We start from the raw sequence: 26196 nt of genomic DNA, 5'->3' as shown, positions 1-26196 counted from the left end.
CTCACCTTGCCCGCTATGGCATGAAATGCCCCCGTGGCGGATGCTGGAGTTCTGGAGTGAGTACGGCCCAGGCGGCTCATCTGTGCGAAGGAGGCCGGACATGGCTGCTACCGGTGCACCTGGCCACGTGCTGCACAAGCCCGCGAACCCCCTCCGCCGGTTCAAGCGGCGGCACACCCAGATCAACGAGCACCTGCCCGTGGACCACCGGCTGAGCCGGGTCTACCGCATCGGCGCGGGCGTGATGGGGCTGGTGCTGGTCGCGTTCGGCACTCTCGGCCTGACCCACAACATCGGGTTCTTCGACACCGGCGGTTCGACCGCGGCCGGGCTCAACACCAACGGCGCGCTCAGCGTGCTCTCGATCGTCGTCGGGGCGCTGCTCTTCGCCGGGATGGTGATCGGCGGGAATTTCGCCTCCACTCTCAACATCGTGCTCGGCGGGCTGTTCCTGCTGAGCGGTTTCGTGAACCTCGCGCTGCTGCAGACCGACTCCAACTTCCTCGCCTTCAAGATCCAGAACGTGCTCTTCAGCTTCGTGGTGGGGCTGTTGCTGCTGGTGTTCGGGATGTACGGGCGGGTCAGCGGCGGTCTGTCGCACGACAACCCCTACTGGCGCGCCCGGCACCCGGAGGAGGCCGAACGCTTCGAGCGCGGGGAACTGCACCCGGTGTCCGGAATGACGGCCGGGCGGCAGTCGGCACGGGTGCGGATGCAGGGCGCCTGGCACGGTGGGCTCGGCTCGCTCGGCCCCGGCACCAGCCTCACCGGCCCGCACCCCCGGCACACCGGTGCGCACGCCGAAGCGGGCACGGGTGCGGGGGCGGTGAGCACGAAGAAGGGCACGCGCCCCGGCGGAGCGCCCCCGGCCGGCAGCTCCGAGGAGTTGTGACGCGTGGAAGGAGTCGCGGCGCGGGGGGAGCGGTCCGGGCGGTAGGAGCCGGTAAACGAGACGGCAGGACGTCGGGGCGTACCGAGGCGGGGTCGTGTGCCCGGTGCGCCCGGCGGCTGCGGGGCGGCGGCCCACCGCGGGGCGGACCGCCGGGGCGCGGGGATGAGGAGTGCGGGGGCAGCGCGGGGGTACCGGGTACCTGGGAGCGACCATGGGGCAGTTGGGGAATCCCACCTCGTACGCGGGCCACGGGCGGCACGGAGCGGCCGTCGAGGTGCTTGCCAAGCGGATCTGCGAGGGCCGTTACGGCGAGGGGGACATCCTCGCCATGACCGAGCTGGTGGCGGAGCTGGACGTCAGCCAGACCGTACTGCGCGAGGCGGTGAAGGTACTGACCGCCAAGGGGCTGCTCGCCACCCGTCAGAACCACGGCACCTACGTCCGCCCCCGTGAGGAGTGGAACCTCCTCGACTCCGACGTGCTGCGCTGGAAGCTGGCGGCCGGCGCCTCGTCCGACTTCTTCGCCGACGTGCTCGAACTCCGCCGGTCCATCGAGCCGGCGGCCTCCGCCCTGGCCGCGGAGCGCCGTACCGACGACGACCTGGAAGCCCTCAGCGCCGCACTGAGCGCGATGTCCGCGACCGAGGACGACCCCGTGCTGCTGGTCCGCGCCGACGCCTCCTTCCACACCGCGATGCTGCTCGCCTCCAACAACCGCTTCTACGCGCAGATGCACCGGGTGATCGTGCCGGTGATCATCCAGCGCGGCCGGGACGTGTACGCCTCCGGCGGCGCCTTCGTGCATCCGCACGCCGTGCACGCGGCGGTGGCCGAAGCCGTCCGGGACCGGGACGTGGACGGCGCGTACATGGCGATGCTGGAACTGCTCGACAAGTCGGCGCGCGAGCATCCGTAGGGCGGGGCGGGGACGCGACCGGCCGGGAAGGGGCCGGGGCCGCCGGGCGCGGGTAGGGAGAGGGGTGGACGCCGCTCGACGGAAACCGCGACGGAAGGACGGTCCCCGCGCCATGGCCGACGCCCTGGAGATCACCCGTATCGAGACCTTCCTCGCGCCGCCGCGCTGGCTGTTCGTCCGGGTGGAGACCGACCAGGGCGTGGTGGGCTGGGGCGAGCCGGTGGTCGAGGGGCGGGCCGAGCCGGTCCGGGCGGCGGTGGCGGTACTGGCGGAATACCTGCTCGGACAGGACCCGGCGCGCATCGAGGACCACTGGCAGGTGCTGACCAAGGGGGGCTTCTACCGCGGCGGCCCGGTGCTCTCCTCCGCCGTCGCCGGCCTGGACCAGGCGCTGTGGGACATCAAGGGGAAGCACTGCGGGCTCCCCGTCCACCAACTGCTGGGCGGGCCGGTCCGCGACCGGGTGCGGGCCTACGCCTGGGTCGGTGGCGACGAGCCGGCGGAGATCCGGGACGCGCTGGCCGAGCAGGTCGAGGCGGGCTTCACCGCCGTCAAGATGAACGGCTGCGGGCGGATGTCCCCGCTGGCGACCCGCGCCGAGGTGCGTGCCTGTCTGCGGCGCGCCGAGACCGCCCGTGAAGTCCTCGGTGACGAGCGGGACTTCGCCCTCGACTTCCATGGCCGCGTCTCCCCTGCCGCTGCCCGCCGGCTGCTGCCGCTGCTGGCGGAACACGCGCCGATGTTCGTCGAGGAGCCCGTCCTCCCCGACCATCCGCAGGCCCTCCCCGGCCTCGTCGCCGCGTCCGGCATCCCGCTCGCACTCGGCGAACGCCTCTTCACCCGCCGCGAGTTCCTGGCTCCGCTCCAGGCCGGGGTCGCGGTCGTGCAGCCCGACGTCTCGCACGCCGGCGGGATCTCCGAGCTGCGCCGGATCGCCGCCCTGGCGGAGACCTACGGGGCCCATCTCGCCCCGCACTGCCCGCTCGGCCCGGTCGCCCTCGCCGCCAGCCTCCAAGTGGCCTTCACCACCCCGAACTTCCTCATCCAGGAGCAGTCCCTGGGCATCCACTACCACCGGGACGCCGAGCTGCTGGACTACGTCGTCGACACCGCGCCGTTCCGCTTCGTCCGCGGCGCGCTGCCGCGGACCGACCGCCCGGGGCTCGGGGTGGAGGTGGACGAGGCGGCGGTCCGCGCGGCGGACGCGGCGGGCGGGCACACCTGGCGGAACCCGGTCTGGCGGTACGAGGACGGCGCGTTCGCCGAATGGTGACGGATCGGGACGACGGTGAGGGACCCGGGGGGACGGTGAGGGATCCGGAAGACAGTGACGGACCCGGAAGACGGTGAGAGATCCAGAAGACGGTGACTGATCCAGAAGACGGTGAGGGGCCCGCAATCGATGAGCACCACCCACCGCGTGCCAAGTGACGCGCACGCACCGTTCGCACGGCCCAGGGGAGGACAGGTGGACGCCACCGCACACGACGACGCCACCGCACACGACGGCACCGGCATACCGGCCGACGCCGGGACAGCGGTCGGCACCGGGACACCGGCCCGACCCGCCGGCCCGGACGTGCTCACCTTCGGCGAGACCATGGTGGCGCTGCGCGGCAGCGGGCCCCTGAAGCTCGGCGGGACGCTACGGGTCTCGGTCGCCGGCGCGGAGAGCAATGTCGCGATCGGCCTGGCCCGGCTCGGCCACCGCGTCCACTGGACCGGCGCGGTCGGCGCGGACGAGGCGGGGGAACTGGTACTGCGGACGCTGCGGGCCGAGGACGTCGAGGTGTCCGGCGCCACCCGCGACCCGGACGCGCCCACCGGCCTGATCCTCTTCGAGCCGCGGCTGCCGGAGGTCACCCGGGTGCACTACTACCGCACCGGCTCGGCCGGCTCCCGGCCCGCGGCGGCCGCCGTCGCACGCGCCTACGCCGCCGGGCCGCCGCGGGTGCTGCATCTGACCGGCATCACCCCGGCGCTGGGCCCGGTGGCCCGCGCGACGGCCGGGCACGCCCTCCGCCTGGCCCGCCGGCACGCCACGCTCGTCTGCCTGGACGTCAACTTCCGCGCCCGGCTGTGGACCGCCGCCGAGGCCACCGAGGTGCTGCGGGACTGGCTCCCCTCGGTGGACGTGCTGATCGCCTCCGACGACGAGCTGGCGCTGTGCCTGCCCGGACCGGCCGGCGGCACCGACGAGGACGCGGCCCGGCTGCTGGCCCTGGGGGTCCGCGAGGTGGTGGTGACGCACGGCGCGGACGGCGCGACGGCCTACGCCGGGGACGGCGGCCCCCGCCACCAGCCCGCCGTCCCGGTCCGGGCGGTGGACCCGGTGGGCGCCGGCGACGCCTTCACCGCGGGCTACCTCTCGGCGCTGCTGGACGGCGCGGACCTCGCCGGGCGGCTGGCGCGGGCGGCCACCACCGGTGCGTTCGCGGCCGCCTCCACGGGCGACTGGGAGGGCGCGCCGACCCGCGCGGAGCTGGACCTGCTGGGCGCGCCGCCGGGCACCGTGGTGCGCTGAGCGGGGACGCGGCGGGGCGCGGCGGGGGCCCGTCCGGTGGGTCGGGCCGGGCGGGCAGGCCCTAATCTGTGGCCATGCCCCGTTACGAATACCGCTGCCGTCCCTGCGGGACCACCTTCGAGCTGAACCGGCCGATGGCCGAGTCGTCCGACCCGGCCGCCTGCCCGGAGGGCCACCAGGACACCGTGAAGCTGCTCTCCACCGTCGCCGTCGGCGGGACCGCGTCCGCGCCGTCGGCCGCCCCGCGCGGCGGGGGCGGCGGCTGCTGCGGGGGCGGCTGCTGCGGCTGACCGCGGTCCCGGCCCGCCCTCCGGGCGGACGACGGGACTTCGCGGACCGGACCTAGCGCTTGCGGGCCAGCGTCACCCCGTCCGCCACGGTGAGCAGCACCGCCTCCATGCGCGTGTCCTCCAGGACGTGGTCGTTGAACTCCCGGATCGCCAGGGCCGGTCCGGTCGCCGCCGGGTCGGTGACGTCGCCGTGGTACAGGACGTTGTCGGCGACGAGCAGGCCGCCGGGCCGCAGCCGCGGCACCAGCTCCTCCCAGTACGCGATGTAGCCGCCCTTGTCGGCGTCGAGGTAGACCAGGTCGATGTGCGGCTCGGCCGGCATCGCCCGGAGGGTCTCCAGCGCGGGGGCGATCCGCAGCCGGATCCGGTCCGCGACCCCGGCCTCCGCCCAGGCTTCCCGGCCGTAGGCGGTCCACTCCTCGGAGACGTCGCAGGCGGTCAGCGTTCCGCCGGCGGGCAGCGCGCGGGCCATGGCGAGGGTGGCGAAGCCGGTGAAGGTGCCCACCTCGACCACGTGCCGGGCCCCGGTCAGGCGGACCAGGAAGGCCAGTAGCGACGCCTGCTCGGGCGCCGAGAGCATCCCCGCCGCCTCGGGGAACCGCTCGCGGGTGCGCTCCGCGAGGTCCAAAAGTGCGGGGTCCAGCGGTGGGTTGTGCGCCAGCACGTAGTCGTACAGCTCCGGTGTGAGCGGGGCGCTCTTGGGCTCGGCCACGGACTCTCCTCCCAGTCGCCGGCAGCCTATTGCCGGCGACCGGGCGGCGTCATCAGGCGCGCCCCGGGTCCGTGGCGCCGTCCAGGAAGGCGCGGGCGATCAGCTCGCCGGCGGCCACCCCCCGTTCGGTGAGCGCGGTGACGTGCGGGGCCCGCCAGCCGGTGTCGGCCAGTTCGCCGTGGCCCGGCCGCCAGCCGCGGTCCGCGGCCAGCAGCAGGTCGGTGTCGAGCAGCGAGTCACCGGCGGCGAGGATCTCGGTGGCGCCGGTGCGGCGGGCGACCTCGGCCACCGCGGCGCTCTTGGTGAGCGGCTGGGGGACGGCATAGATCTTGCGGCCCTGGAGGGAGACCGTCCAGCCGCGCGGCTCCGCCCAGGCGGCCAGGTCCTTCACCCAGGTCTCCGGCAGCAGCGACCGCTCCACGACGAGGTAGGCGAAGAGGTCCTCGGCGGTGCGTTCCGAGCGCAGCCAGGCCGGGTCGGCGGTGCGGACCAGGTGCGCGCGGATCTCGGCGAGCGGCGCGCACCGGGCGGCGAGCCGGGCGGCGACGGTGCGCTGCCAGTCCGGGTCGGACTCGCCCCGGACCAGCAGGTGGCCGCCGTTGGCGCAGACCGCGAACTCCGGCGGCGGGCCGGGGAGGTGGATGCGCCGGTACTGCTCGCGGGTGCGGGTGGTGGCCGGTACGAAGGTGGTGCGGCCGGCGAGTTCGGTGAGCAGCGCGGCGGCCGTCTCGGTCAGGTAGGAGAGCGGCCGGCCCTCGTAGACCTCGACGCAGAGCAGGCGGGGGGCCGCCGCGTCCGGGCCGGAGAGGTAGAGCGCGGCGGCCGAGAAGATCAGGGTGCGGTCGAGGTCGCTGGCGACCAGCGGTGCGGGTGCGGTCATCAGGAGGCCACCGCCCTGCCGTCGGCGCCGGTGGCCCCGCGGGTGAAGCGGGGATGGATCAACCCGACGCAGGTGTAGGGGAGTTCGTCGACCTCCTCGACGGGTACGCCGCGCTGCTCGGCGAGCAGGCGGACGTGGTCGAGGTCGCTGCCGGCGCCGCGCCGGGCGAGGATCCGCCAGGGGACCCGGCGGAGCAGGACCCGGGTGGTCTCGCCGACGCCGGGTTTGACGAGGTTGATGTCGTGGATGCCGTACTCCTCACTGATGCGTTCGACGGCCGCCCAGCCCGCCCAGGTCGGGGCGCGGTCGGTGGCGGCCAGTTCCCGTACGTCGGCGGCGACCGCGTCGGCGACCGGATCGAACCGGGCGGCGACGGTGTCCAGGAACGTCGCCGACAGGTCGCCGTCGGCCAGTTCGCGGTAGAACTTCGCGCCGTGGAAGTCGTCCGGTCCGACCAGGTCGGTGCGGAGCACGGTGCGCGAGATCAGCCCGGAGACGGTGGAGTTCAGGCAGGCGGACGGGATGAGGAAGTCGTCGCGGGTGCCGTAGGTCGTCACGCAGCCGCCGGGGTCGGCGAGGACCGCGATCCGCGGGTCGAAGCCGGGGAGGTCCGGGAGCGCGGCCAGCGTCCCGGCGAGTTCGCGGGTGATGGCGCCCTTGCCCGTCCAGCCGTCCACGAAGACCACGTCCGCCGGGTCGTGGTGGGCGGCGAGCCAGCGCAGGGCGGTGGTGTCGATGCCCCGGCCGCGGACGATGGAGACCGCGTAGTGCGGCAGGTCCAGGCCGTGGACGTGCGCGGCCCAGCGGCGCATCAGGATGCCGACGGGGGTGCCGGCCCGGGCCAGCGAGACCAGGACGGGGCGGGGGCTCCGTTCGGCGAGGACGGTCTCGGTGACGGTCCCGACGGCGCGGGCGATCCGGTCCGCGGAGGTGCGCAGCGCGGCGTGGAACAGCTCCCGGTACTCCTCGCTGGGCTGGTACTCGACCGGCAGCGACTCCGCGTAGTGGGCGCCGCCGCGCTGGATCGCCTCCTCGCGCTCCTCGGTGGGCGCCTCCAGCGTGACGTCGGACAGGTCCTGGAGCAGCCAGCCGACCTCCTCGGGGGCGTAGGAGGAGAAGGCGGGGCCGCGCAGCGGACCGGGGACCGCGCCGCGCGGGGTGTGGGCGGGCACGACGGCCAGCAGCAGCCGGTCGGTGTGGCCGGCGAGCCGGTCCAGGAGGCCGCCGGGGGCGTGCAGTTCGGGGCGGTCGCCGGCGGAGTCGACGACCGCGACGACGGCGTCGAAGCGGCGCTCCGGGTCGCTTCCGGGCGCGACGTTGTACGCGTAGCGCTCCCCCGGGCCGTCCGCCGGGTGGTCGTGGGCGGGGAACGCCAGCCGGGTGCGGATGGCGTAGCCGGGGTCGTCCACGGCGAGCACCGGGGAGCGGGTGGTGGTCGAGAAGCGGACCGTCCCGCCGGCCGGGGCGACCTGCGCGTCCAGGGCGCCGGCCAGGCGCAGCGGGGCGTACATCAGCTCCTCGTTGCCGAGGACGAGGATGCGGCGGGCGCCGCCGAGGTGCGCCGCGAGCCGGGCTGCCATGGCGGGCAGGCGCTCCTCCAGGAGCGCGCGGTGGGCGGGGGTGAAGCCGTGCCGTCCGCCGTCGGGCAGCCCGGCGGGCCAGCCGAGGTCGACGCGCACCGCTTCCGGGCGCGGGGCCGCGCCGCCCGCGGGGGGCGCGGGCGGCTGCTCGTGGGCGGCGACCAGTTCCCGGCCGCGGTCCAGGGCGTCGTCGGGCAGGTGGACGCCGCCGTCGGCCAGGGCGACCAGGTCGACGCGGGCGCCCAGTTCGGCGGCGAACTCCGCGAGCCGGGTGCGGTCCGCGGCGGAGCGCATGTCCACCAGGGCGACGACGACGTACCGCTTCCGCGGGTAGCGGGCGTGCAGTGCCCGGATGGTGTTCAGGACGGTGCGCCCGGTGGAGAACTCGTCGTCGACGAGGACCAGCGGGCCGTCGCCGGCGAGCAGGGTGCGGTCCTCGGGGAGCAGCAGGTGCGCGGTGGCGTGGCTGTGCTCCTCCTCGAAGCCGGCGGCGTGCGGCACTCCGGGGACCGGGCGGCGGGTGGAGTGCAGGTACGGCGCGAGCGCCAGCCCGTCGGCGACCGAGTGGCCGAGGCCGGTGGCGGTCTCGGCGTATCCGAGGACGACGGCGCGGGCGGCGTCCGCGTCGCCGAGCAGTGCGCGCACCCGGCGGCCCAGCCCGACACCGGTGCCGTGCACCACGTCCGGGCGCTGCGGTACGTGCTTGCCGAGCACGTTGGAGACCAGCAGATGGGCCCGCTTGGGGTTGCGCCGGAGCGCCAGCCCGAGCAGTTCCGGCAGCTCGTCGCCGCCGCTCAGCGCGACGCCGAGCCGTCCGGCGACCCATTCTCCGCTCCACACCACGTGCCGTGTCTCCTCCGTCGTCGCGTCCATGCCGTCGTTCATGCCAGTGCTCTTGCCGTCGTTCTCGCTGGGGTCGGGGGCCGTCGGGCCGCCGGGTTCAGGCCGGTTGGAGGCTCGCGGTGAGCAGTTCCACGAAGCCGACGTCCTCGCGGGCCACGCCGAACACCTCGGCGCGCAGCAGCGTCCGCTCGGCCCAGGCCCGGTGCGGCTTCACCTCGTTCATCTTGTTGGTGTACGCGGAGCGCAGCACCCCGCCGTCGCCGCGCTCCGGCCGCAGGATGTCGGTGGCGTCGCTGTACTCCTCGTGGCTGACGACGGACAGGGCGTGCACCGGGGCGACGTGCGAGGGGTGGATGCAGGTCTTGCCCGTCAGGCCGTTGGCGCGGTCGAGTTCGATCTCGCGCAGCAGGCCGTCCATGTCGTGCTCGATCAGGGTGGTGCGCAGCTCCTCGGCCTCCCCCAGGAACGGGCTGCGGCGCAGCTGCGGTTTGAACATCCGCTCGTGCAGCCGGAAGTACTCCCACACCGGGCCGGTGACGGTGAAGCCGGTGCCGTCCGCGCGGCCGAGGACGTTGACCACGTCGGCGATCACGGAGGCGACGATCTGCACGTCGTACGCCGTCATGTCGGGGGCCCGGCGCAGACCGTAGGCGGAGCAGAAGTCGGTGACGCCGAGGCGCAGCGCCAGCACCCGGTCGCGGTGGTCGCCGACGGTACGGGCGATGCCCGCCAGGGTCGCGGTGCGGCTCTCCAGGTGGAGCAGCTGCGGGGATTCCAGCACCGGCATCGCGAACAGCCGCCGCCCGCAGGAGGATTCGGCGGCGGCCAGCGCCTCCAGGAAGGGCCGGCCGCGCTCCGCGGTGAACTTGGGAAGTACGAATCCGGACAGGCTGCGCACGGCCGGTCCCATCCGGCGCACCAGGTCCGGAATCTGGTCCGGTTCGCGGACGCGGATGAAGAGCAGGGGGAGGTCCTCGCCACGGCCGGCCGCCTCGTCGAGCAGGCCGAGCTGCCGGACGAGGTTCTCCTCGCCGGCCGCCACGTCGCCGTCGCCTATCGAGTCTTCGAGGCAGAGCACCATGGACGTGACGCCGTGGGCGGCCTGCTTGAGGACGTCGGCGGCGAGGCGGGGGCGGGTGGCGGGGCTGTACAGCGTGGCACCGAGGGCGGCTGCGAGCGTGCGGGCCGGGGAGTCGGCGGTGAACTCCACCGGCTCCTCATGGAACAGAGCCTTCCGGATATCGGGCGCAAGATGCCCAAAGTGACGCATACAACTCCCCGTATAGAAGCGGGACCCGGGCCCCCCGCTGCACCTCGCTGTCTGGATCCAGCCGGTAATCGTACGTGCGCGGGGGTCCGAAAAGTTCCCGCGCACGCGAAATTCTCGCCACCGTCCGGCCATTCCGACGCGGCCGCCAGATGTCCGGGAAGCACCGTGCCCGGCCCCCGCGTTGTGGCCGCCACCGCGGGGAAGGCAGGATTGCGGCATGACGCACGCGATGCTGAAAGGGTCGAACGTACCCCTCGACGCCACGGCCGTCCGGGCCGTCCTGCGCTGGACGCCGGGGGCCGGCGTCCCCGACGTCGATGCCTCGGCCCTGCTGGTGGGACCGGACGGGCGCGTGCGCTCCGACGAGGACTTCGTCTTCTACAACCAGCCGCGGCACCCCAGCGGCCTGGTCCGGCACCTGCCCAAGGCCCTCCTGGCCGACGCCCTGACCGACACCATCGAGGCGGAGCTGACGCCGCTCGACACCTCGGTGGCGCGGGTGGTCCTCGCCGCCTCCTCGGACGGCGGCCCGTTCGGCGGGGTGACGGACCTGCGGGTGCTGCTGTACGACGCGGCGACGGACGGCGCGGAGCCGCTGGCGGTCTTCGACGTGGTGCCCGAGACGGGCGAGGAGACCGCGCTGATCTGCGGTGAGCTGTACCGGCGCGGCGACAGCTGGAAGTTCCGGGCGCTGGGCCAGGGCTACGAGAGCGGACTGGTCGGCCTGGCCACCGAATTCGGCATCTCGGTGGACGAGAACGACGCGCCCACCGGCCGGACGGCCCCCAAGCCACCCACGCCCCCGGAGGCGGGCGCCGCGCAGCCGCCGGCCGCCGACTCCCCGACCCCCGAGGCGACCCCCGAGGTGTCCGCCGCGGACCCGCAGGGCGAGGACCCCACCGCGGCCGTCGAACGCCCCGCGGCCGCCGCCCCGTCCGGCCCCGCCCCGTCCGGCCCGGTCTCCCCGCCGCCCGGCGCCTGGCCCGAGGAGGCCACCGCCCCGCCGGCCGGCGCGCCGCAGTCGGACCCGGCGGCGGTCACCCAGCACGTACCGGACCGGATGCCGGAACCGTTCTCCGCCGCTCCGCTGCCCCCCGCCCCCACCGGCGGCTACGGCTACCCGGCCAACGTCCCGCCCCCGCCGGTGCAGCCCCCGGCCCAGCCCGCGTACGGCTACCCGGGCCCGCCGCCGCAGCAGCCGCCCTACCCGCCCCAGCAGCCGCCTGCCTACGGCTATCCGCAGCAGCCGCAGCCCGCCCCGGCGTACGGCTACCCGGCGCCGCAGCAGCCGCAGCCGTTCGTGCCCGACCCGGCGTTCGTCCTGCCGCCCCAGGGGCCGCAGTTCCAGCGCCGCTGACGCACCGGAAACGGCCGGGGTGCCGGGGGACACGCGCGGTGTCCCCCGGCACCCCGGCCGTGCCGGGCGCGCCCGCCCGGTTGCTCAGACCTTCGACTTGTAGCCGCGGCCCCACTGGAGCCCCCAGCCGTACAGCCGGTCCAGCTCGGCCTGGAAGCCGTAGACGTACTTCACCTCGCGGCGCACCGACAGGCCGTCCTTGCCGTTCTCCAGCATGAAGATGGCGCAGGACCGGGCCTGCGGCGCCCGCTCGTCCAGCTTGACCTCGACCCGCGGCCCGGTGCTCGGATAGAGCGTCACCACCGCGTGCGTGCGGTCGAACGCCGGGGTCCCGTCGTAGATGTAGACGAAGATCAGCAGCCGCTTGATCTCGTCGCGGTGGTCCAGGTTGATGTACAGCGTCTCGCCGGACCCGGAACCGAACCGGTCGTCGCCGCTGAGCTTGACGAACGGCGCGGCGTTGAGGTCGCCGAGGAAGTCGCCCAGCGGCTGCACCACGCCCTTGCTGCCGTCCGTGAGCTCGTACATGCAGGCCAGGTCGAGGTCCACGTTGACCACGGCCGGACCCTGCGCCTGCACGATCTCGGGCCGGAACAGCTTTCTCGGGTCGCGCAGCAGACTGCCGGAGCGCTGCCCGCCCCGCTCGCCGAAGTCCGAGGTCCGCATCTGCCAGCTCAGATTGACCCGCAGATGGCCGCTGGCCGCCCCCTGCTTCGTCAGCGAGACGACCGGATTCCGCTTCGTCAGCTCGACGACGTACGACGCGCCACCGCCGTCGAACTTCGGCGCGTTGCCACGCCACAAGTTCCCCAGGAACGACACTTTCCCCACCCCATCGTTGTGGCCCCTACCCAGTGCGGGGCGACCGTGGGTGTGTCCCCGTGGCCGCCCCGCAGAAAGCGTTCCTCATTCAGAGGTCCGTCACACTCCGGACGACACTTCCGACTGCGCCGGCGACTCCGCGCCCGGCTTGCCCTCGCGCCGGTTGCGCAGCACCGACGAACCGAAGGAGAGCGCGATCAGGACGATGCCGACCAGGCCGGTGACGACCTCGTTGATCTCGTACCGGATCGTGGCCAGCAGGATGACGCCCAGCGCACCGATGGCGTAGTGCGCCCCGTGCTCCAGGTAGACGTAGTCGTCCAGGGTCCCCTTGCGGACCAGGAAGACGGTCAGCGAGCGGATGTACATCGCGCCGATGCCCAGACCCAGTGCCATCGCGAAGATGTCGTTGGTGATGGCGAACGCGCCGATGACGCCGTCGAAGGAGAACGAGGCGTCGATGACCTCCAGGTAGAGGAACATGAAGAACGCCGCCTTGCCGGCCAGGCCCACCGTGGCGCCGGCCCCGCCGCCCTTCTTCTGCACCGCGGCCCCGGCGCCGTCCGCTTCCTCGTCCTCGTCCTCGTCCTCGTCCTCCAGCCGGCCCTCGAAGTAGCCGGAGACGCCGCCGACGACGAGGTAGGTGATCAGGCCCGCGATGCCGGCCAGCAGCACCGTGGTGGTCTTGTCACCGGCGCCGTGCGCGGCGTGCGGCGCCACCGTCATGGCGCTCACCAGCAGGACGATCAGCGCGACGATGACGGAGAGGGTGTCGAGCTTGCCGATCCGGGCGAGCGGCTTCTCGATCCACGACAGCCACTTGTAGTCGCGGTCCTCGAAGATGAAGTCGAGGAAGATCATCAGCAGGAAGATGCCACCGAAGGCCGCGATGGCCGGGTGGGCGCTGGTGACCAGCGCCTCGTAGTGCGCCTTGTCGTTGATGGCGAGCTTGACCGCCTCTATCGGCCCCAGCTTCGCGGTGATCGCGACGATGACGACCGGGAAGACCAGCCGCATGCCGAACACCGCGACGAGGATGCCGACGGTCAGGAAGATCTTCTGCCAGAAGGCGTTCATCTTGCGCAGGATGCCCGCGTTGATGACCGCGTTGTCGAAGGACAGCGAGATCTCCAGGATGGACAGGATCCCGACGATCGCGAGCCCCTGCCACCCCCAGAGCACGCCGGCCAGGCCGAGGCCGAGCACCGTGATGGCGAACGACCAGCCAAAGGTTTTCAGGAGCACTGCCTACCCAATCCTTCGCTGTGTGGGTCCCCCGCGCGCAGTGCGCGGCGCTTTGCAAAACGTTGACCCGAAGTCTAGAGCGCGCGCTTCACGGACGGGGCGGTCGACCCCCAACCGGTTGGAGAGCCGCAGGTCGGGACCCGTACCCCCGCTCTGAGGCAGCCGGGGAGCGCCGCCCACCGCGTCCGACCGGCGGGCGGCACCACTTCCGTCACCGCCGACGACCGGGCGGCGGCATGACGGCCTACGAGACGTTTACCCCGAAGTCCAGGGCGATGCCCCGCAGACCGGACGCGTACCCCTGGCCCACGGCCCGGAACTTCCATTCGCCGTTGCGGCGGTAGACCTCTCCGAAGATCATCGCGGTTTCGCCGGCGGCGTCCTCGCTGAGGTCGTAGCGGGCGAGTTCGCTGCCGTCGGCCTGGTTGAGGATCCGGATGAAGGCGTTGCCGACCTGCCCGAAGCTCTGACCGCGCAGATCGGCCTCGTGGATCGAGACCGGGAAGACGATCGCCTCCACCTGCTCGGGGACCTGGGTGAGGTCGACCAGGATCGTCTCGTCGTCGCCCTCGCCCTCACCGGTCAGATTGTCCCCGGTGTGCTCGACGGACCCCTCGGGGCTCTTGAGGTTGTTGTAGAAGACGAAGTACTCGTCCCCCAGCACCCGGCCCGACCGGCACAGCAGCGCGCTGGCGTCGAGGTCGAAGGGTGCTCCGGTGGTGGACCGTGCGTCCCAGCCGAGGCCGACCGTGATCTGCGCGAGATTCGGAGCGGCCTTGGACAGGGAGACGTTGCCCCCTTTGGCGAGCGTGACGCCCATGGTGTTCGCTTCCTCCCCGGTGTCGGTACGGGGCGCGGCGCACGCCCCGGAAACGCGCCCGGCGCCGCACTCCCCGAGCGGGGCGTACGGCGCCGGACACGGTTGCGCCGTGCGGTCAGACGTTGACCCCGAAGTCCTGCGCGATGCCGCGCAGGCCCGAGGCGTAGCCCTGGCCGATGGCGCGGAACTTCCACTCCGCGCCGTTGCGGTACAGCTCGCCGAAGACCATGGCGGTCTCGGTCGAGGCGTCCTCGCTCAGGTCGTAGCGCGCCAGCTCCTTGCCGTCGGCCTGGTTGACCACGCGGATGTAGGCGTTGCGGACCTGGCCGAAGCTCTGCTGGCGGGTCTCGGCGTCGTAGATCGACACCGGGAACACGATCTTGCTGACGTCGGCGGGGACACCGGCGAGGTTCACCTTGATGGCCTCGTCGTCGCCCTCGCCCTCACCGGTGGTGTTGTCACCGGTGTGCTCGACCGAACCGCACGGGCTCTTGAGGTTGTTGAAGAACACGAAGTTCTGGTCGTTGGCGACCTTGCCCTGGTCATTCGTCAGCAGGGCGCTGGCGTCCAGGTCGAAGTCCGTACCGGTGGTGGTACGCGCGTCCCAGCCCAGACCGACGAGAACGGCGGTCAGATTGGGGGCTTCCTTCGTCAGCGAGACGTTGCCGCCCTTGCTGAGGCTGACTCCCACGAGTCCTCCCGTAGATTCGAGGGGTACGTCAAGATGTGCGCCCCCATCGTGCATGGCATCGGATCAACGATTTGATCCTAGTGACCGGTTCCCGCCGAATGCAGACAACGCACATGGATCTTGACGGATGTCCGACCCGGCCATGATCCACCGGGCAGTCCCTAGAGGGCCGCGAGCGCCTTGACGTAGTCGTTGAGGTCGCGGGCGTCGGGCAGGCCGTTGACGATCGTCCAGCGCACCACGCCCTCCTTGTCGACGACGAAGGTGCCGCGGACCGCGCAGCCCTTCTCCTCGTCGAAGACGCCGTAGGCCCTGGATGCCTCGCCGTGCGGCCAGAAGTCCGACAGCAGCGGGTACTCCAGGCCCTCCTGCTCGGCGAAGATCCGCAGCGAGAACGGGGAGTCGTTGGAGACGGCCAGCAGCTGCACGTCGTCGTTGACGAACTTCGGCAGCTCGTCGCGGAGCGCGCACAGCTCACCGGTGCACACACCGGTGAAGGCGAAGGGATAGAAGAGCACCACGACGTTCTTCTCACCGCGGAAGTCCGAGAGCCTCACCAGCTCGCCGTGCTGGTTCCTCAGCTCGAAATCCGGAGCTTCGGTGCCGACCTCGATCGCCATGGGACTGCTTCCTTCCCGCGTCACCCTCTACTGGACGCGACCACCCTACGCGTCCGCCCGCAGGGCCCGCGCACCGCTCCTGAACTGCACCGAGCCCCTTCCGGAACGCTCCGGAAGGGGCTCGGCGAGGACGTCGGGTGACGCGGCCGGTCAGCGCTTGGGCGAGACCAGCCGGCTGCCGGTCCAGTCCTTGCCGGCGTTGATGCTCCGGGTCTGGGACAGGCCCGCGGTCTGTGCGGCGTCGTTGATGTCGCTCGGCTCGATGTAGCCGTCGCGCCCTGTCTTGGGCGTCAGCAGCCAGATCATGCCGCCCTCTTCGAGCAGGCCGATGGCGTCCACCAGCGCGTCCGTGAGATCGCCATCGTCGTCCCGGAACCACAGGAGGACGACGTCGGCGACATCGTCGTAATCCTCGTCCACAAGGTCCTGGCCGATGACGGACTCAATGCCTTCTCGGAGCTCCTGCTCGACGTCGTCGTCGTAGCCGATCTCCTGGACCACCTGTCCGGGCTCGAACCCCAGCTTGGCGGCAGGGTTGGTCCGCTCCTCCGCGTGGTCCGCGGTCGCGCTCACGGATTGCCTCCTGTCATGTTTCGGAAAGTACTCGGGGACTCCGCGCGTGCGCGGAGCATTGGCCGTAGTCCACACGTGCCGGGCGGATCGCGCAAGTACCCGACGGTCGAGACCGCCGAAACGGTGACGATCGACGGGCCCACCGCCGCGGCCCGGCCCCCACCAGGACACCATGAAGTGATACGCACCACAGCATTGTGCCGGGTATATGGGGTAGGCGGGAAGGAATGGCCCCCGCGCAGGGTATCGGAGCATCCCGACTCCCCCGACCGGCGCCGCACGGCCGCACGCCGGGGCGTTTCGAGATGGGCGTATGGTTGCGATTTGGCCGACCACAGGAATCGGCCCTTTCAGCGCCCTCTCTCTGCGGGTGGTTACCCATCGGTAGAGGTGACGTATCCCAGTGGCTCGGTACACGATGGAAGACGGCGCGACACAAGGCACACACAGCATTCGTCCCCGTGCGCAGCGGCAATAGCAGGCAGAGCACGATACGAACCGAACACGAAGGAACAGCGTGGCTTCCGGATCCGATCGAAACCCGATCATCATTGGCGGCCTTCCCAGCCAGGTCCCGGACTTCGATCCCGAAGAGACCCAGGAATGGCTCGACTCGCTCGACGCGGCCGTCGACGAGCGAGGCCGGGAACGTGCCCGCTACCTCATGCTCCGCCTGATCGAGCGCGCCCGCGAGCGGCGTGTGGCCGTGCCCGAGATGCGGAGCACGGACTACGTCAACACCATCGCGACCAGGGACGAGCCGTTCTTCCCGGGCAACGAGGAGATCGAGCGCAAGGTCCTCAACGCGACCCGGTGGAACGCCGCCGTGATGGTCTCGCGCGCCCAGCGCCCGGGTATCGGCGTCGGCGGCCACATCGCCACCTTCGCCTCCTCCGCCTCGCTGTACGACGTGGGCTTCAACCACTTCTTCCGCGGCAAGGACGAGGGCGACGGCGGCGACCAGATCTTCTTCCAGGGCCATGCCTCCCCCGGCATCTACGCCCGCGCCTTCCTCCTGGACCGACTCACCGAGGCCCAGCTCGACGCCTTCCGCCAGGAGAAGTCCAAGGCCCCCAACGGCCTCTCCAGCTACCCGCACCCGCGGCTGATGCCGGACTTCTGGGAGTTCCCGACCGTCTCGATGGGCCTCGGCCCGCTCGGCGCGATCTACCAGGCCCGGATGAACCGCTACCTGGAGGCGCGCGGTATCGCCGACACCTCCAAGTCGCACGTCTGGGCGTTCCTCGGCGACGGCGAGATGGACGAGCCGGAGTCGCTCGGCCAGCTGTCCATCGCCGCCCGCGAGGGCCTGGACAACCTGACCTTCGTCGTCAACTGCAACCTCCAGCGGCTGGACGGCCCGGTCCGCGGCAACGGCAAGATCATGCAGGAGCTGGAGTCGCAGTTCCGCGGCGCCGGCTGGAACGTCATCAAGCTGGTGTGGGACCGCAGCTGGGACCCGCTGCTGGCGCAGGACCGCGACGGCATCCTGGTCAACAAGCTCAACAGCACCCCCGACGGCCAGTTCCAGACGTACGCCACCGAGACCGGTGCGTACATCCGCGAGCACTTCTTCGGTGACGACCACCGACTGCGCGCGATGGTCGAGAACATGACGGACGACCAGATCCTGCACCTGGGCCGTGGCGGTCACGACCACCGGAAGATCTTCGCGGCGTACGCGGCGGCCAAGGCCCACAAGGGCCAGCCGACCGTGATCCTGGCCCAGACCGTCAAGGGCTGGACCCTCGGCCCGAACTTCGAGGGCCGCAACGCCACCCACCAGATGAAGAAGCTGACGGTCGAGGACCTCAAGCGCTTCCGCGACCGGCTGCACCTGCCGATCCCGGACAAGGACCTGGAGGACGGCCTGCCGCCGTACTACCACCCGGGCCCGAAGTCCGAGGAGATCCAGTACATGCACGACCGCCGCCAGGGGCTGGGCGGCTACGTCCCGACCCGGGTCGTGCGCGCCAAGCCGCTGGAGCTGCCCGGCGACAAGGCGTACGCCACCGCCAAGAAGGGCTCGGGACAGCAGAAGATCGCCACCACCATGGCGTTCGTCCGCATCCTGAAGGACCTGATGCGGGACAAGGAGATCGGCAAGCGCTTCGTGCCGATCGCCCCGGACGAGTACCGCACCTTCGGCATGGACGCGTTCTTCCCGTCGGCCAAGATCTACAACCCGCTGGGCCAGACCTACGAGTCGGTGGACCGCGAGCTGCTGCTGGCCTACAAGGAGTCCCCGACCGGCCAGATGCTGCACGACGGCATCACCGAGGCCGGCTGCACCGCGTCGCTGATCGCGGCGGGCTCCGCCTACGCCACCCACGGCGAGCCGCTGATCCCGGTCTACGTCTTCTACTCGATGTTCGGGTTCCAGCGGACCGGCGACCAGTTCTGGCAGATGGCCGACCAGCTCTCCCGCGGTTTCGTGCTCGGCGCGACCGCCGGCCGCACCACGCTGACCGGTGAGGGCCTGCAGCACGCCGACGGCCACTCCCAGCTGCTCGCCTCGACCAACCCGGCCTGTGTCGCCTACGACCCGGCCTACGGCTACGAGATCGCGCACATCGTCAAGGACGGTCTGCGGCGGATGTACGGCGAGACCGCCGACGGCCGGCCGGGCGAGGACGTCTTCTACTACCTGACCGTCTACAACGAGCCGATCCAGCACCCCGCGGAGCCGGAGGACGTCGACGTCGAGGGCATCCTCAAGGGTCTGCACCGGATCAAGCCGGGCGAGAAGGGCGAGCACCGGGCCCAGATCCTCGCCTCGGGCGTCGCGGTGCCGTGGGCCGTCGAGGCCCAGCAGATCCTCGCCGACGAGTGGAACGTCAAGGCCGACGTGTGGTCGGCGACGTCCTGGAACGAGCTCCGCCGCGAGGCGGTGGAGGTCGAGGAGCGCAACCTGCTCCACCCGGAGGAGGAGCAGCGCGTGCCGTACGTGACGCGCAAGCTCCAGGGTGCCGAGGGCCCGAAGGTCGCGGTCTCGGACTGGATGCGTTCCGTCCCGGACCAGATCGCGCGCTGGGTGCCGGGCACGTACCAGTCGCTGGGCGCCGACGGCTTCGGCTTCGCGGACACCCGCGGCGCCGCCCGCCGCTTCTTCCACATCGACGTCCAGTCGATCGTGCTGGGTGTGCTCACCGAGCTGGCCAGGGAGGGCAAGGTCGACCGCTCGCTGCTCAAGCAGGCCATCGACCGCTACCAGCTGCTGGACGTGACGGCCGCCGACGCGGGTGAGGCCGGCGGCGACGCCTGACCTTCCCGCGGCCGTCCGCCGCACCGTCTCCCCCGCGCCCCCCGACCGGCGAAGCCCGCCGGTCGGGGGGCGCGGTGCGTCCGCCGGGGCCGGACCGTTCAGTGCTCCCACAGCTTGAACGCCCTTACCTGGTAAGGGGAACGGGGCACCCATGTTTTCCCGAGTAAGGCATACTCTCGGGACTGATCATCAGGGGGTGCTATGGCTTCTCAGGATCTGGAGGGGCTCAGGGGCGGGATATACGCCCGAAAGAGCAACTATCACGGTAAGAAGTACAACCGCGGTCGGTCAGTGAAGGAGCAGCTCGACAACGGACACGCCGACGCCGACGAGCTGAAGATCAAGGTTGTCGAAGAGTACGTGGACGATGGCCAGTCCGCGTCGCGGCATGGCGCCAAGGACGAGCGCGACGGGTTCGAACGGCTGATGAGCGACATCGAGGCAAAGAACCTCGACATCGTGATCGCGTGGGCCGCAACCCGCCTCCAGCGCGATCTGACCGTCTACACGAGACTGCGCGACGCCTGCGCGAAGCACAGTGTCCTGTGGTGCTATGGCGGCAAGGTCTACGACTTGTCGAACAAGGATGATCGTTTCCGTACCGGTCTTGACGCCCTACTCGGCGAGCGCGAGGTCGACGAGCTGCGGGACAACGTGCTGCGCGCAATGCGAGCAAACGCGGTTGGCGGCCGTCCGCACGGCCCCAGTCCTTACGGCTACCGGCGTGTGTACGACCCGGACACCGGAGCGTTCGTCCGGGTGGAGCCCGATCCGGATGAGGCGCCCATCGTCCGAGAGATCTGTGTACGTGTAGCGGCCGGCCAGTCATACAAGGCCATCGCGCAGCGACTGAACGAGCGAGGCGTACCGGCCCCTGCTCTGATGTGGGGCGCAGGCATGGTGAAGCGGCTCGCTCGGGAAAAGCCGGACAACCTCGAACACGAGTCGCTGTGGCGGGAAACTCAGGAACGGCTGGAGGGTGGCGAGAGGGCCGAGGCCATCGCCAAGGACTTCCACGCCCGCGGTGAGCCGATGATCGCGGCGGTGTGGCGCCCCGACGCCATCAAGACGTTCGCAGGCGACGTGCGCTACATAGGCGCGCGAACCTACCACGGCGAGGTCACCGCCGATAACGCGTGGCCAGCGCTGGTCCGGAAAGCGACATTCACGCGATGTCAGGCGATCATCAAGGACCGAGGCAAGCTTGGACGGAACTCCCGCCCCGGAAAGGCCCGCTACTGGCTAACCTCAATCATGGTGTGCGGCGAGTGCAATTCACCAATCCAGTCGCAGAAGACCGCGTCCGGGAAGGTGAACTACGTCTGCAAGCAGCCGGGGCGGGATGGCGAAAGGGGCTACCACACCAGCGCACAGATGACACCAGTGGACAGGTACGTCCGGGACTGGCTGTTCGGATGGCTGTCGTCACCGAGGTTCGTTGAGGCGTATACGCGCGGCGATGAGAAATTGGTGCGGCAGATCGAGGAGGCACAGGCAGAAGCGAAACTGCTCCGAGAGCGCCTGGATGGCTTCTACCTCCAGGCAGCCAAGGGGGGACTTTCCCCCGAGGGGCTCGGCGCTATCGAGGCCGAGATACAGCCACACATCACGGCAGCAGACGAGCGGGCGCGCACACTTCGGGCACCGTCCGTCGTACGTGACATCGTCGGGGTGACGCCAGAAGAGGTGGCGGCGGCCTGGGGGAAGCTGGAATTGCCGCAACAGCGGATGATCGCCGAGGCGCTGCTGGATGTTCGACTGTCGCGGGTCGGGCGAGGTATGAACCGTAAAGAGGCGGTCCCCGCAGAGAGGTACGTCTCAGTGAAGCCGCGGAAATTGTTCGCGCCGGCTGCATAGGCCGGTCCGTCGAGGGCGGGGTCACGCAGCCTGTGTCGCGTGACCCCATGTCGTCTAGCGGGCTTTGCGCTGCTCGGGGAGCAACTGGCGGTTGTGCGGCGCGCTGCCAGCGGCCCGTCTCATCATCACGACACCTCGCGTTGCGTCAGCAGGGTGGGGAGATCTCCCGATCTGGCAATCGGCCACGCGGCGAGCCATCCAGTTTCGAATATGGGCGCGATTCAGTCGCCGGGCACTCTGTTCCGGTAGTTATTCGCCATAACGTGGCCCATTTCATCGGGGAGGGCGACCGCTGCGGGGTGATGATGCGTCACACATCATCACGCTCTTCCCATCGCTGTACCCACAGCCCAGCCTTGACGGCACGCCGGAGGTGCTCGTTGGTTTCGTCGCATGCTTGCTGAGACATGTGGTGCTCACGGATGAGCCAGACGAACTCTCCCGGGCGCTCCTGCGGCAGGCAGACGAGGTCTTTGGGGAAGGCGTCGGCCGGGCGGATCTCGAACCGCACTTTGAGCAGGGCGTGTTCACTGGGCTCCGTGCCCTCATCTGCGCCCCAGCGTTGCGCCCAGAGGCCGTGGCGGAAGATGTGGCGGCAGACACTGTTCAGCTGCTCGCACAGGATCTCGCTGGCGTGACCTGGCCGATAGGTCCCCACAACGAGGCCGGGCTCCTGCGTCAGGAGCAGCACCCGTCCAGGTGCCACCCGGTCTTCCGTGTCAATCTCGTAGCGCATCTCAGGCATGAGCATCTCTGGCTCTGTCATTTCTTTGAACCCCCGTACGGAGCACGCGCTGAACCAAGGATCATCGCATGCGAGTTCGATCTTTGCCAGGGCGATGGCTTCGCCCCGCGAGGTGCCTCGCGCACGCCGAGCCGGGCGTGCGCGAGGCGATCAGGGTGCTTCGTCGCGCGCGCTCTTGCTGCCCCAACTTTCGATGAGCGCGCGGACTTTGGCCCTGTCGTCTGGGGGCAGTTCCCAGTAGTGGTGGACGAGGGTGCGCGTCTCGCCGTCGTCACTCCATGCGGTGTCGATGCCGAGATACTGCACGCCGGCGGCCTCTTGGAGCAGCCGTAACGGCAAGTCCAGGCCGGCGGCGAGTGCGCGAAGTTCCGGCACCCCGGGCGCCTTGATCGACTTTGTCTCCAAGTTGGCGAGGGTGGCATGGGTCCACCGTGATCCAGCGCCGGGGTCCTTCGGGTCAACGCAGCGCGACGCGAGAGCGCGGAGGCTCAATCGCAGCTGCGCGCGCCGCTTGCGCACCAGATCGCTTAGGTCCGTCCTCGGCGCCTCGACCATCTGTTCCCCATTTCCGACCGGTGCGGGCAGAGCCTCGCACCCTGGTTTGCCTAACCTTCGTAACGCCTTCTAGACAGATTGTCCAGGTTCTTGCCGGTGGATCGCCAGCTGACCTCGTGTTACTGACCAGATTTTGACGCACTGTAAAAGTATCTAGACACCGGGTCACGCGCCGTGCGAACCTCCCTGTCCAAGTTCTTTGACAGAACGGCGAGGAGGTTCGAGATGACGGATCCCACCCATGTCCCCCGCTACCTGCTGATCGACGCCGACCTGTTGCGCCGACTCATGGCACGCACGGGCACCGGCCGCGGCATCAGCGTTCGCCAGCTGGCCGCCGCATCCGGCGTGTCCCACGGCACCATCGAGAACCTGCTGCGAGGCCGAATCCAGACAGCAAGGCACGACGTCGCGCACAAGATCTGCGCCGCGATCGGCGTCGATTTGCTGATCTTGTGGGCGCCGACAGGCCGAGCGGTGCCGCAAGACGGAGACAGCGAGGCCGTAGAAGTGGGTGAGCGATGAGCGCCGAAGCGCGGGTCGAGAACCAGATAAGGCCGACAGTCAGCGGCGAGACCACGTGCGAGTGGCCGGAGCCCACTCCTGATCAGATCAAGGTGATCTCCCGCGTCCTCGCCCCGCTGATTCGCCAAGTGCGCGCCGAGCGTGCGGAGCGGAGGGCGGCAGCGTGATCGCGGTACGGCTGAGTAAGGACGGGCGCCGCGTGGTGCTCGGGGCTACCGATATCGCCGAGGTGGTCGTCGGCGTGCTCGCTGTGGAGTACGCCGAGGCGCCGCGCGCTGTGGGCGCGGACTTGGAGGAGATAGCGGCGCGGCGTGCCACGTTTGAGGGGCTTGCCGGTCTCGAAGAGGTCTGGGACCTGCCGGACCACGTGTTGACCGTCGCCGCGGCGGCGCTGGATGCCGCGCGGGAAGAGTTCATCGCCGCGCTGTCGGAGTCGGTCGAGTTCTCACTGGGTGAGCGGGAGGCGCGGCGCCTGGCCGTGGAACTCATGAGGTATGCCGGCCTGGCCGCGGTGGCGCGCGTGCGGGACGGGGGTGTGCGGTGACGCTGGTACGCACAACGGCCGGACGCGGCTACACGTACACGCTGGATGGCAAGCCCGTGATGGGGGTGCCATCGCTCGTCGGAGGGGGGTTGCCGAAGCCTGCCCTGCTGGGGTGGGCGGCGAGGTCTGCCGCTCGCTATGCAGTGGATCACTGGCGGTGCCTGGCTCCCCGTGTGGCTTCCGGTGAGGCGGAGTCGGTCTTCGAGGAGATCCGCGGCGCGCCGTTTCGTGAGAGCAATACCGCGGCAGTCCGCGGCACGGAGGTACACCGATACGCCGACGCCCTCCTCCGGGGCGAGGATGCTGAGGTGCCGGAGGAGTTGGACGGGTACGTTGCCTCGTGCTCCGACTTCCTCGACGACTGGGGAGTACGGCCACAGCTGACCGAGGCCCTGGTCGGCTCTCGCACGCACGGCTATGCCGGAACCGCGGACCTGGTGGCCGAACTCCCTGGTGGGGAGTGGGCGTTGTTCCTCTACACGACCCGGCCGTCCGGTGTCTGGCCGGAGGCCGCGTTGCACGCAGCCGCCTTCCAGTTCGCGGACTTCTACCTCAGCGTCGCCGACGTTGAGGTGCCCATGTCGGCGCTCGGAATCGGTGCCGCCTATGGCGTGCATCTGCGGGCGGACGGGTATGCCGTGCACCCGCTTGATGCAGGCGAGCCCACGTTTCAGCGCTTCCTGGAAGCATCCGCCGTTGCCCGGGCGGCCAAGGGGCTCAGCACCCTCGTCCACGCCCCCGTGCCGCCCCCACATCTGCTCAAGACCGTTCGCCCGGTCAGCGATCCGCGCACCGGTCGGCGTCGCGATGTGGCCGCCGCAGGTGAAGCCGCTCCCGAGCTTGAGGAGCTGCTGTGGGCGGTCAACCACGACGAGCAGTGAGGCCACCTGGGCGCGGCAGGGTGACCGGCTGCATGTGCTGATCGCCCTTCCGCGCCCCGTCGCCTGTCCGTACTTGCCGCTGAGGAAGACCACGCCATGGCCTGGGTCCGCATCTCCGACGACTTCTACGACCACGCGAAGTTCGATGCCGCCGGCGCGCTGGGAACGGCGCTATGGGTGGCCGGCTTGGCGTGGTGCAATCGCAACCTGACCGACGGGTTCATCCCGCGCCGCGTCGCCCTACGCCTCCTCGACTTCGAGGACGCAGCCGAAGCCGTGCAGCACGCCGAACGTCACGCCGGCGGTAACACTGTTACGAACGACTCCGATCACGAGGACCTCGGGCCACTGGTTGCCCGCTTCGCGGTGCGCCGCCTGGTGGCCGCAGGGCTATGGGTGGAAGCCGACGGCGGCTACCGCGTCCACGACTACCTCGACTACCAGAAGTCCGCCGACCAGATCGACTCCGAACGCAAGAGCAACGCCGCACGTCAAAAGGCATTCCGGGACCGGAAGAAGCCCTCGAAGCCGACGCCGGCTGCCCCCGATACCGAGCCGAGGCGCGCCGGAGGTAACGGCGTTACTCACAGCGGCGTAACACCTGCTCCCAACCCCAACCCCCTTACCTCTCCTGACGGAGAGGTAAGCAGGCAGCGCGCGAGCACCGGGACGCAGCAGCGGGCCGTAGAGGTCCCGGCGCAGGCGGTGCCGGCGACGGCTGTGCCGTTGGTAGACGCCTGCACCACGGCCGGCCTGGTGGTGGCCTGGCGACTCACCAGCGCGGAGTGGCTGAAGATCGAGGCACTCATCGACCGGGTCGGCATTCCCGCCCTGGTCGAACACGCTCGCCGCCTGCACGCCGCCCGCGGTACCCCGGCACACTCCGCCCGCGCCTGGATCAAGGACTGGGCTGGCCTTCCCACCGGAGCAAGCGCCGCCCCGCCACCGCCAGGCCAGGCCGGCGGGGGCAGCGGTGAGGTGGTGCCGCTGCGCCGCTCGAACTCGTACACCGACAACCTCCTCGCCGGACTCGCTCTGCTGGAAGAACGGGGGAACTGATGAATCCTCGCGAGACCGCCGCGCTCCTGCGACTGCTGGCCGCCCTCGACGGCCGCCTCCGCCGCGCGATGACCGACCCGCAGCAGGCCGCGCGGACCATCGACGAATGGAACGAGGCCACCGTGCACATCCCGGCCGCCACCGCGGACGGCACCTGGGACGTCATGCACGCAGTGCGCCGCTTCTACGAACAGCAGCGCGGCGACCACACCGCACGCTACTTCGCCTACGAGCCGCACCACCTACTTGCCGCCTGGGCCGACCACCGCGGCTCCCGAATGGAACGGCACACCGACCCAGTGCCGGCCGCCGACCCCGATAACGAAGCCGCCTACCGCGCCGAACTCGCCGCCACCCGCACCGCCGTCGCCACCGGCCAAAGCGCGCCGGCCCCCCTCCGCCAAGCCATCGACCCGGCCGGCCAGCGCCAAATCGAAGCAATGACCGACCGATTGGCCGCGTCGTCGTACTTGCCGGAGAAGGCGGCCCAGGAACTCGCGGCCTTCCGGCCGCGGCGAGCCGAGCGCGAAACCGCACTCCGCAAGGGCGAGCCAGACCCACTCGACCAGGTGTGCACCTGGTGCGGCGCCGGCAAGGGCGAGCCATGCCGCGGCGGCTTCCGCCCACGCGGCAAGGGCCGAGCCGTCCGCGTCAAGCCGCACCCCTGCCGCATCGATGCCGCCCACACCGCCCTGAAAGAGGCCAGTTGATGTACGAAACCCACGAGCTG

At 70.9% G+C, this 26196-nt stretch carries 25 protein-coding genes; 13 read left to right on the top strand and 12 right to left on the bottom strand.

Features of this window, described 5'->3' with window-relative positions; all coding sequences use genetic code 11:
• Positions 1 to 100 precede the first annotated feature (100 nt).
• The 5 genes from CG747_RS10635 (at position 101) to CG747_RS10615 (ending at position 4622) form a co-directional block, all read left to right on the top strand.
• A complete protein-coding gene (locus CG747_RS10635; RefSeq protein WP_257980325.1) occupies positions 101 to 892 on the top strand; it encodes a DUF4383 domain-containing protein in 792 nt (263 codons plus the stop codon).
• A gap of 211 nt (positions 893 to 1103) precedes the next feature.
• Positions 1104 to 1808, top strand: coding sequence for a FadR/GntR family transcriptional regulator (locus CG747_RS10630; protein WP_100601426.1), 705 nt, complete (start codon positions 1104 to 1106; stop codon positions 1806 to 1808).
• 124 nt (positions 1809 to 1932) lie between these two features.
• Entirely contained in the window at positions 1933 to 3081 is a 1149-nt protein-coding gene (dgoD, locus tag CG747_RS10625; RefSeq protein ID WP_100601586.1) for a galactonate dehydratase, read from the top strand.
• 327 nt (positions 3082 to 3408) lie between these two features.
• Positions 3409 to 4332, top strand: a complete 924-nt coding sequence (locus tag CG747_RS10620) for a sugar kinase (protein WP_257980335.1) — start codon at positions 3409 to 3411, stop codon at positions 4330 to 4332.
• Between the two features lie 74 nt (positions 4333 to 4406).
• Complete coding sequence (locus tag CG747_RS10615) at positions 4407 to 4622, top strand: zinc ribbon domain-containing protein (RefSeq protein ID WP_100601585.1); 216 nt, start codon at positions 4407 to 4409, stop codon at positions 4620 to 4622.
• Positions 4623 to 4674: 52 nt separating this feature from the next.
• On the opposite strand, the gene CG747_RS10610 is transcribed toward CG747_RS10615, so the two are convergent.
• From CG747_RS10610 to CG747_RS10595, 4 genes are read right to left on the bottom strand one after another with little or no spacing between them, the layout of a single operon-like run.
• Positions 4675 to 5334 (bottom strand): O-methyltransferase, encoded by a 660-nt coding sequence (locus CG747_RS10610; protein WP_100601424.1) that lies wholly within the window; start codon positions 5332 to 5334, stop codon positions 4675 to 4677.
• Between the two features lie 52 nt (positions 5335 to 5386).
• Positions 5387 to 6214, bottom strand: a complete 828-nt coding sequence (locus tag CG747_RS10605) for an HAD family hydrolase (protein WP_100601423.1) — start codon at positions 6212 to 6214, stop codon at positions 5387 to 5389.
• A complete protein-coding gene (locus tag CG747_RS10600) occupies positions 6214 to 8679 on the bottom strand; it encodes a phosphoribosyltransferase (RefSeq protein ID WP_100601422.1) in 2466 nt (821 codons plus the stop codon). The genes CG747_RS10605 and CG747_RS10600 overlap by 1 nt, the downstream gene beginning before the upstream one ends.
• 55 nt (positions 8680 to 8734) lie before the next feature.
• The gene (locus CG747_RS10595) at positions 8735 to 9907 is read right to left on the bottom strand and encodes an HpcH/HpaI aldolase/citrate lyase family protein (RefSeq protein ID WP_100601421.1); all 1173 of its coding nucleotides are present in this window, start codon (positions 9905 to 9907) and stop codon (positions 8735 to 8737) included.
• 217 nt (positions 9908 to 10124) lie between these two features.
• Here CG747_RS10595 and CG747_RS10590 point away from each other — a divergent pair, with 217 nt between their 5' ends.
• Entirely contained in the window at positions 10125 to 11264 is a 1140-nt protein-coding gene (locus CG747_RS10590) for a TerD family protein (RefSeq protein ID WP_100601420.1), read from the top strand.
• A gap of 84 nt (positions 11265 to 11348) precedes the next feature.
• Here CG747_RS10590 and CG747_RS10585 read toward each other — a convergent pair whose 3' ends face one another.
• From CG747_RS10585 to CG747_RS10560, 6 genes are all read right to left on the bottom strand, one after another.
• A complete protein-coding gene (locus tag CG747_RS10585; RefSeq protein ID WP_100601419.1) occupies positions 11349 to 12086 on the bottom strand; it encodes a Tellurium resistance in 738 nt (245 codons plus the stop codon).
• Between the two features lie 99 nt (positions 12087 to 12185).
• Positions 12186 to 13331, bottom strand: coding sequence for a DUF475 domain-containing protein (locus CG747_RS10580; RefSeq protein ID WP_100601418.1), 1146 nt, complete (start codon positions 13329 to 13331; stop codon positions 12186 to 12188).
• Between the two features lie 244 nt (positions 13332 to 13575).
• Positions 13576 to 14151: a TerD family protein gene (locus tag CG747_RS10575; protein ID WP_100601417.1), complete on the bottom strand. Its 576-nt coding sequence runs from the start codon at positions 14149 to 14151 to the stop codon at positions 13576 to 13578.
• A 115-nt stretch (positions 14152 to 14266) separates the two neighbouring features.
• Positions 14267 to 14842, bottom strand: a complete 576-nt coding sequence (locus tag CG747_RS10570) for a TerD family protein (RefSeq protein ID WP_039636901.1) — start codon at positions 14840 to 14842, stop codon at positions 14267 to 14269.
• Between the two features lie 161 nt (positions 14843 to 15003).
• Positions 15004 to 15462, bottom strand: a complete 459-nt coding sequence (locus tag CG747_RS10565; RefSeq protein ID WP_100601416.1) for a peroxiredoxin — start codon at positions 15460 to 15462, stop codon at positions 15004 to 15006.
• A 150-nt stretch (positions 15463 to 15612) separates the two neighbouring features.
• Positions 15613 to 16035: a DUF3052 domain-containing protein gene (locus CG747_RS10560; RefSeq protein WP_100601415.1), complete on the bottom strand. Its 423-nt coding sequence runs from the start codon at positions 16033 to 16035 to the stop codon at positions 15613 to 15615.
• Between the two features lie 517 nt (positions 16036 to 16552).
• Here CG747_RS10560 and aceE point away from each other — a divergent pair.
• Both aceE and CG747_RS10550 read left to right on the top strand, forming a co-directional pair.
• Entirely contained in the window at positions 16553 to 19300 is a 2748-nt protein-coding gene (gene aceE, locus CG747_RS10555) for a pyruvate dehydrogenase (acetyl-transferring), homodimeric type (protein WP_100601414.1), read from the top strand.
• A 201-nt stretch (positions 19301 to 19501) separates the two neighbouring features.
• Positions 19502 to 21157, top strand: coding sequence for a recombinase family protein (locus CG747_RS10550; RefSeq protein ID WP_100601413.1), 1656 nt, complete (start codon positions 19502 to 19504; stop codon positions 21155 to 21157).
• A 310-nt stretch (positions 21158 to 21467) separates the two neighbouring features.
• On the opposite strand, the gene CG747_RS10545 is transcribed toward CG747_RS10550, so the two are convergent.
• Positions 21468 to 21893, bottom strand: coding sequence for a hypothetical protein (locus CG747_RS10545; RefSeq protein WP_146022059.1), 426 nt, complete (start codon positions 21891 to 21893; stop codon positions 21468 to 21470).
• 159 nt (positions 21894 to 22052) lie between these two features.
• Positions 22053 to 22307 (bottom strand): hypothetical protein, encoded by a 255-nt coding sequence (locus CG747_RS48785; RefSeq protein WP_219621429.1) that lies wholly within the window; start codon positions 22305 to 22307, stop codon positions 22053 to 22055.
• A gap of 375 nt (positions 22308 to 22682) precedes the next feature.
• Here CG747_RS48785 and CG747_RS10535 point away from each other — a divergent pair, with 375 nt between their 5' ends.
• The 5 genes from CG747_RS10535 to CG747_RS10515 all read left to right on the top strand — a co-directional run bounded on the left by CG747_RS10535 (position 22683) and on the right by CG747_RS10515 (position 26176).
• On the top strand, positions 22683 to 22982 hold the full coding sequence (locus CG747_RS10535; protein ID WP_100601410.1) for a helix-turn-helix transcriptional regulator: 300 nt from the start codon (positions 22683 to 22685) through the stop codon (positions 22980 to 22982).
• A 163-nt stretch (positions 22983 to 23145) separates the two neighbouring features.
• On the top strand, positions 23146 to 23526 hold the full coding sequence (locus tag CG747_RS10530; protein ID WP_100601409.1) for a hypothetical protein: 381 nt from the start codon (positions 23146 to 23148) through the stop codon (positions 23524 to 23526).
• The gene (locus CG747_RS10525; RefSeq protein WP_146022058.1) at positions 23523 to 24407 is read left to right on the top strand and encodes a hypothetical protein; all 885 of its coding nucleotides are present in this window, start codon (positions 23523 to 23525) and stop codon (positions 24405 to 24407) included. The genes CG747_RS10530 and CG747_RS10525 overlap by 4 nt, the downstream gene beginning before the upstream one ends.
• 96 nt (positions 24408 to 24503) lie before the next feature.
• Positions 24504 to 25466 (top strand): hypothetical protein, encoded by a 963-nt coding sequence (locus CG747_RS10520; RefSeq protein WP_100601407.1) that lies wholly within the window; start codon positions 24504 to 24506, stop codon positions 25464 to 25466.
• Positions 25466 to 26176, top strand: coding sequence for a hypothetical protein (locus tag CG747_RS10515; RefSeq protein WP_100601406.1), 711 nt, complete (start codon positions 25466 to 25468; stop codon positions 26174 to 26176). Before CG747_RS10520 ends, CG747_RS10515 begins: the two co-directional genes overlap by 1 nt.
• Positions 26177 to 26196 lie beyond the last annotated feature (20 nt).

The sequence above is a fragment of the Streptomyces sp. CB02959 genome (genome assembly GCF_002803155.1).
Lineage (GTDB): Bacteria > Actinomycetota > Actinomycetes > Streptomycetales > Streptomycetaceae > Streptomyces.
The sequence above is the reverse complement of the archived record's forward strand: the minus strand, read 5'-3'. Positions and strand labels throughout refer to the sequence as shown.

Bases quoted from the DNA above. Each gene is read 5' to 3' on its own strand.
- CG747_RS10635 (WP_257980325.1), top strand. From the start codon at position 101: ATGGCTGCTACCGGTGCACCTGGCCACGTGCTGCACAAGCCCGCGAAC.
- CG747_RS10630 (WP_100601426.1), top strand. From the start codon at position 1,104: ATGGGGCAGTTGGGGAATCCCACCTCGTACGCGGGCCACGGGCGGCAC.
- CG747_RS10620 (WP_257980335.1), top strand. From the start codon at position 3,409: ATGGTGGCGCTGCGCGGCAGCGGGCCCCTGAAGCTCGGCGGGACGCTA.
- CG747_RS10615 (WP_100601585.1), top strand. From the start codon at position 4,407: ATGCCCCGTTACGAATACCGCTGCCGTCCCTGCGGGACCACCTTCGAG.
- CG747_RS10605 (WP_100601423.1), bottom strand. From the start codon at position 6,214: ATGACCGCACCCGCACCGCTGGTCGCCAGCGACCTCGACCGCACCCTG.
- CG747_RS10600 (WP_100601422.1), bottom strand. From the start codon at position 8,679: ATGAACGACGGCATGGACGCGACGACGGAGGAGACACGGCACGTGGTG.
- CG747_RS10595 (WP_100601421.1), bottom strand. From the start codon at position 9,907: ATGCGTCACTTTGGGCATCTTGCGCCCGATATCCGGAAGGCTCTGTTC.
- CG747_RS10590 (WP_100601420.1), top strand. From the start codon at position 10,125: ATGACGCACGCGATGCTGAAAGGGTCGAACGTACCCCTCGACGCCACG.
- CG747_RS10575 (WP_100601417.1), bottom strand. From the start codon at position 14,151: ATGGGCGTCACGCTCGCCAAAGGGGGCAACGTCTCCCTGTCCAAGGCC.
- CG747_RS10565 (WP_100601416.1), bottom strand. From the start codon at position 15,462: ATGGCGATCGAGGTCGGCACCGAAGCTCCGGATTTCGAGCTGAGGAAC.
- CG747_RS10550 (WP_100601413.1), top strand. From the start codon at position 19,502: ATGGCTTCTCAGGATCTGGAGGGGCTCAGGGGCGGGATATACGCCCGA.
- CG747_RS10545 (WP_146022059.1), bottom strand. From the start codon at position 21,893: ATGCGCTACGAGATTGACACGGAAGACCGGGTGGCACCTGGACGGGTG.
- CG747_RS10535 (WP_100601410.1), top strand. From the start codon at position 22,683: ATGACGGATCCCACCCATGTCCCCCGCTACCTGCTGATCGACGCCGAC.
- CG747_RS10520 (WP_100601407.1), top strand. From the start codon at position 24,504: ATGGCCTGGGTCCGCATCTCCGACGACTTCTACGACCACGCGAAGTTC.
- CG747_RS10515 (WP_100601406.1), top strand. From the start codon at position 25,466: ATGAATCCTCGCGAGACCGCCGCGCTCCTGCGACTGCTGGCCGCCCTC.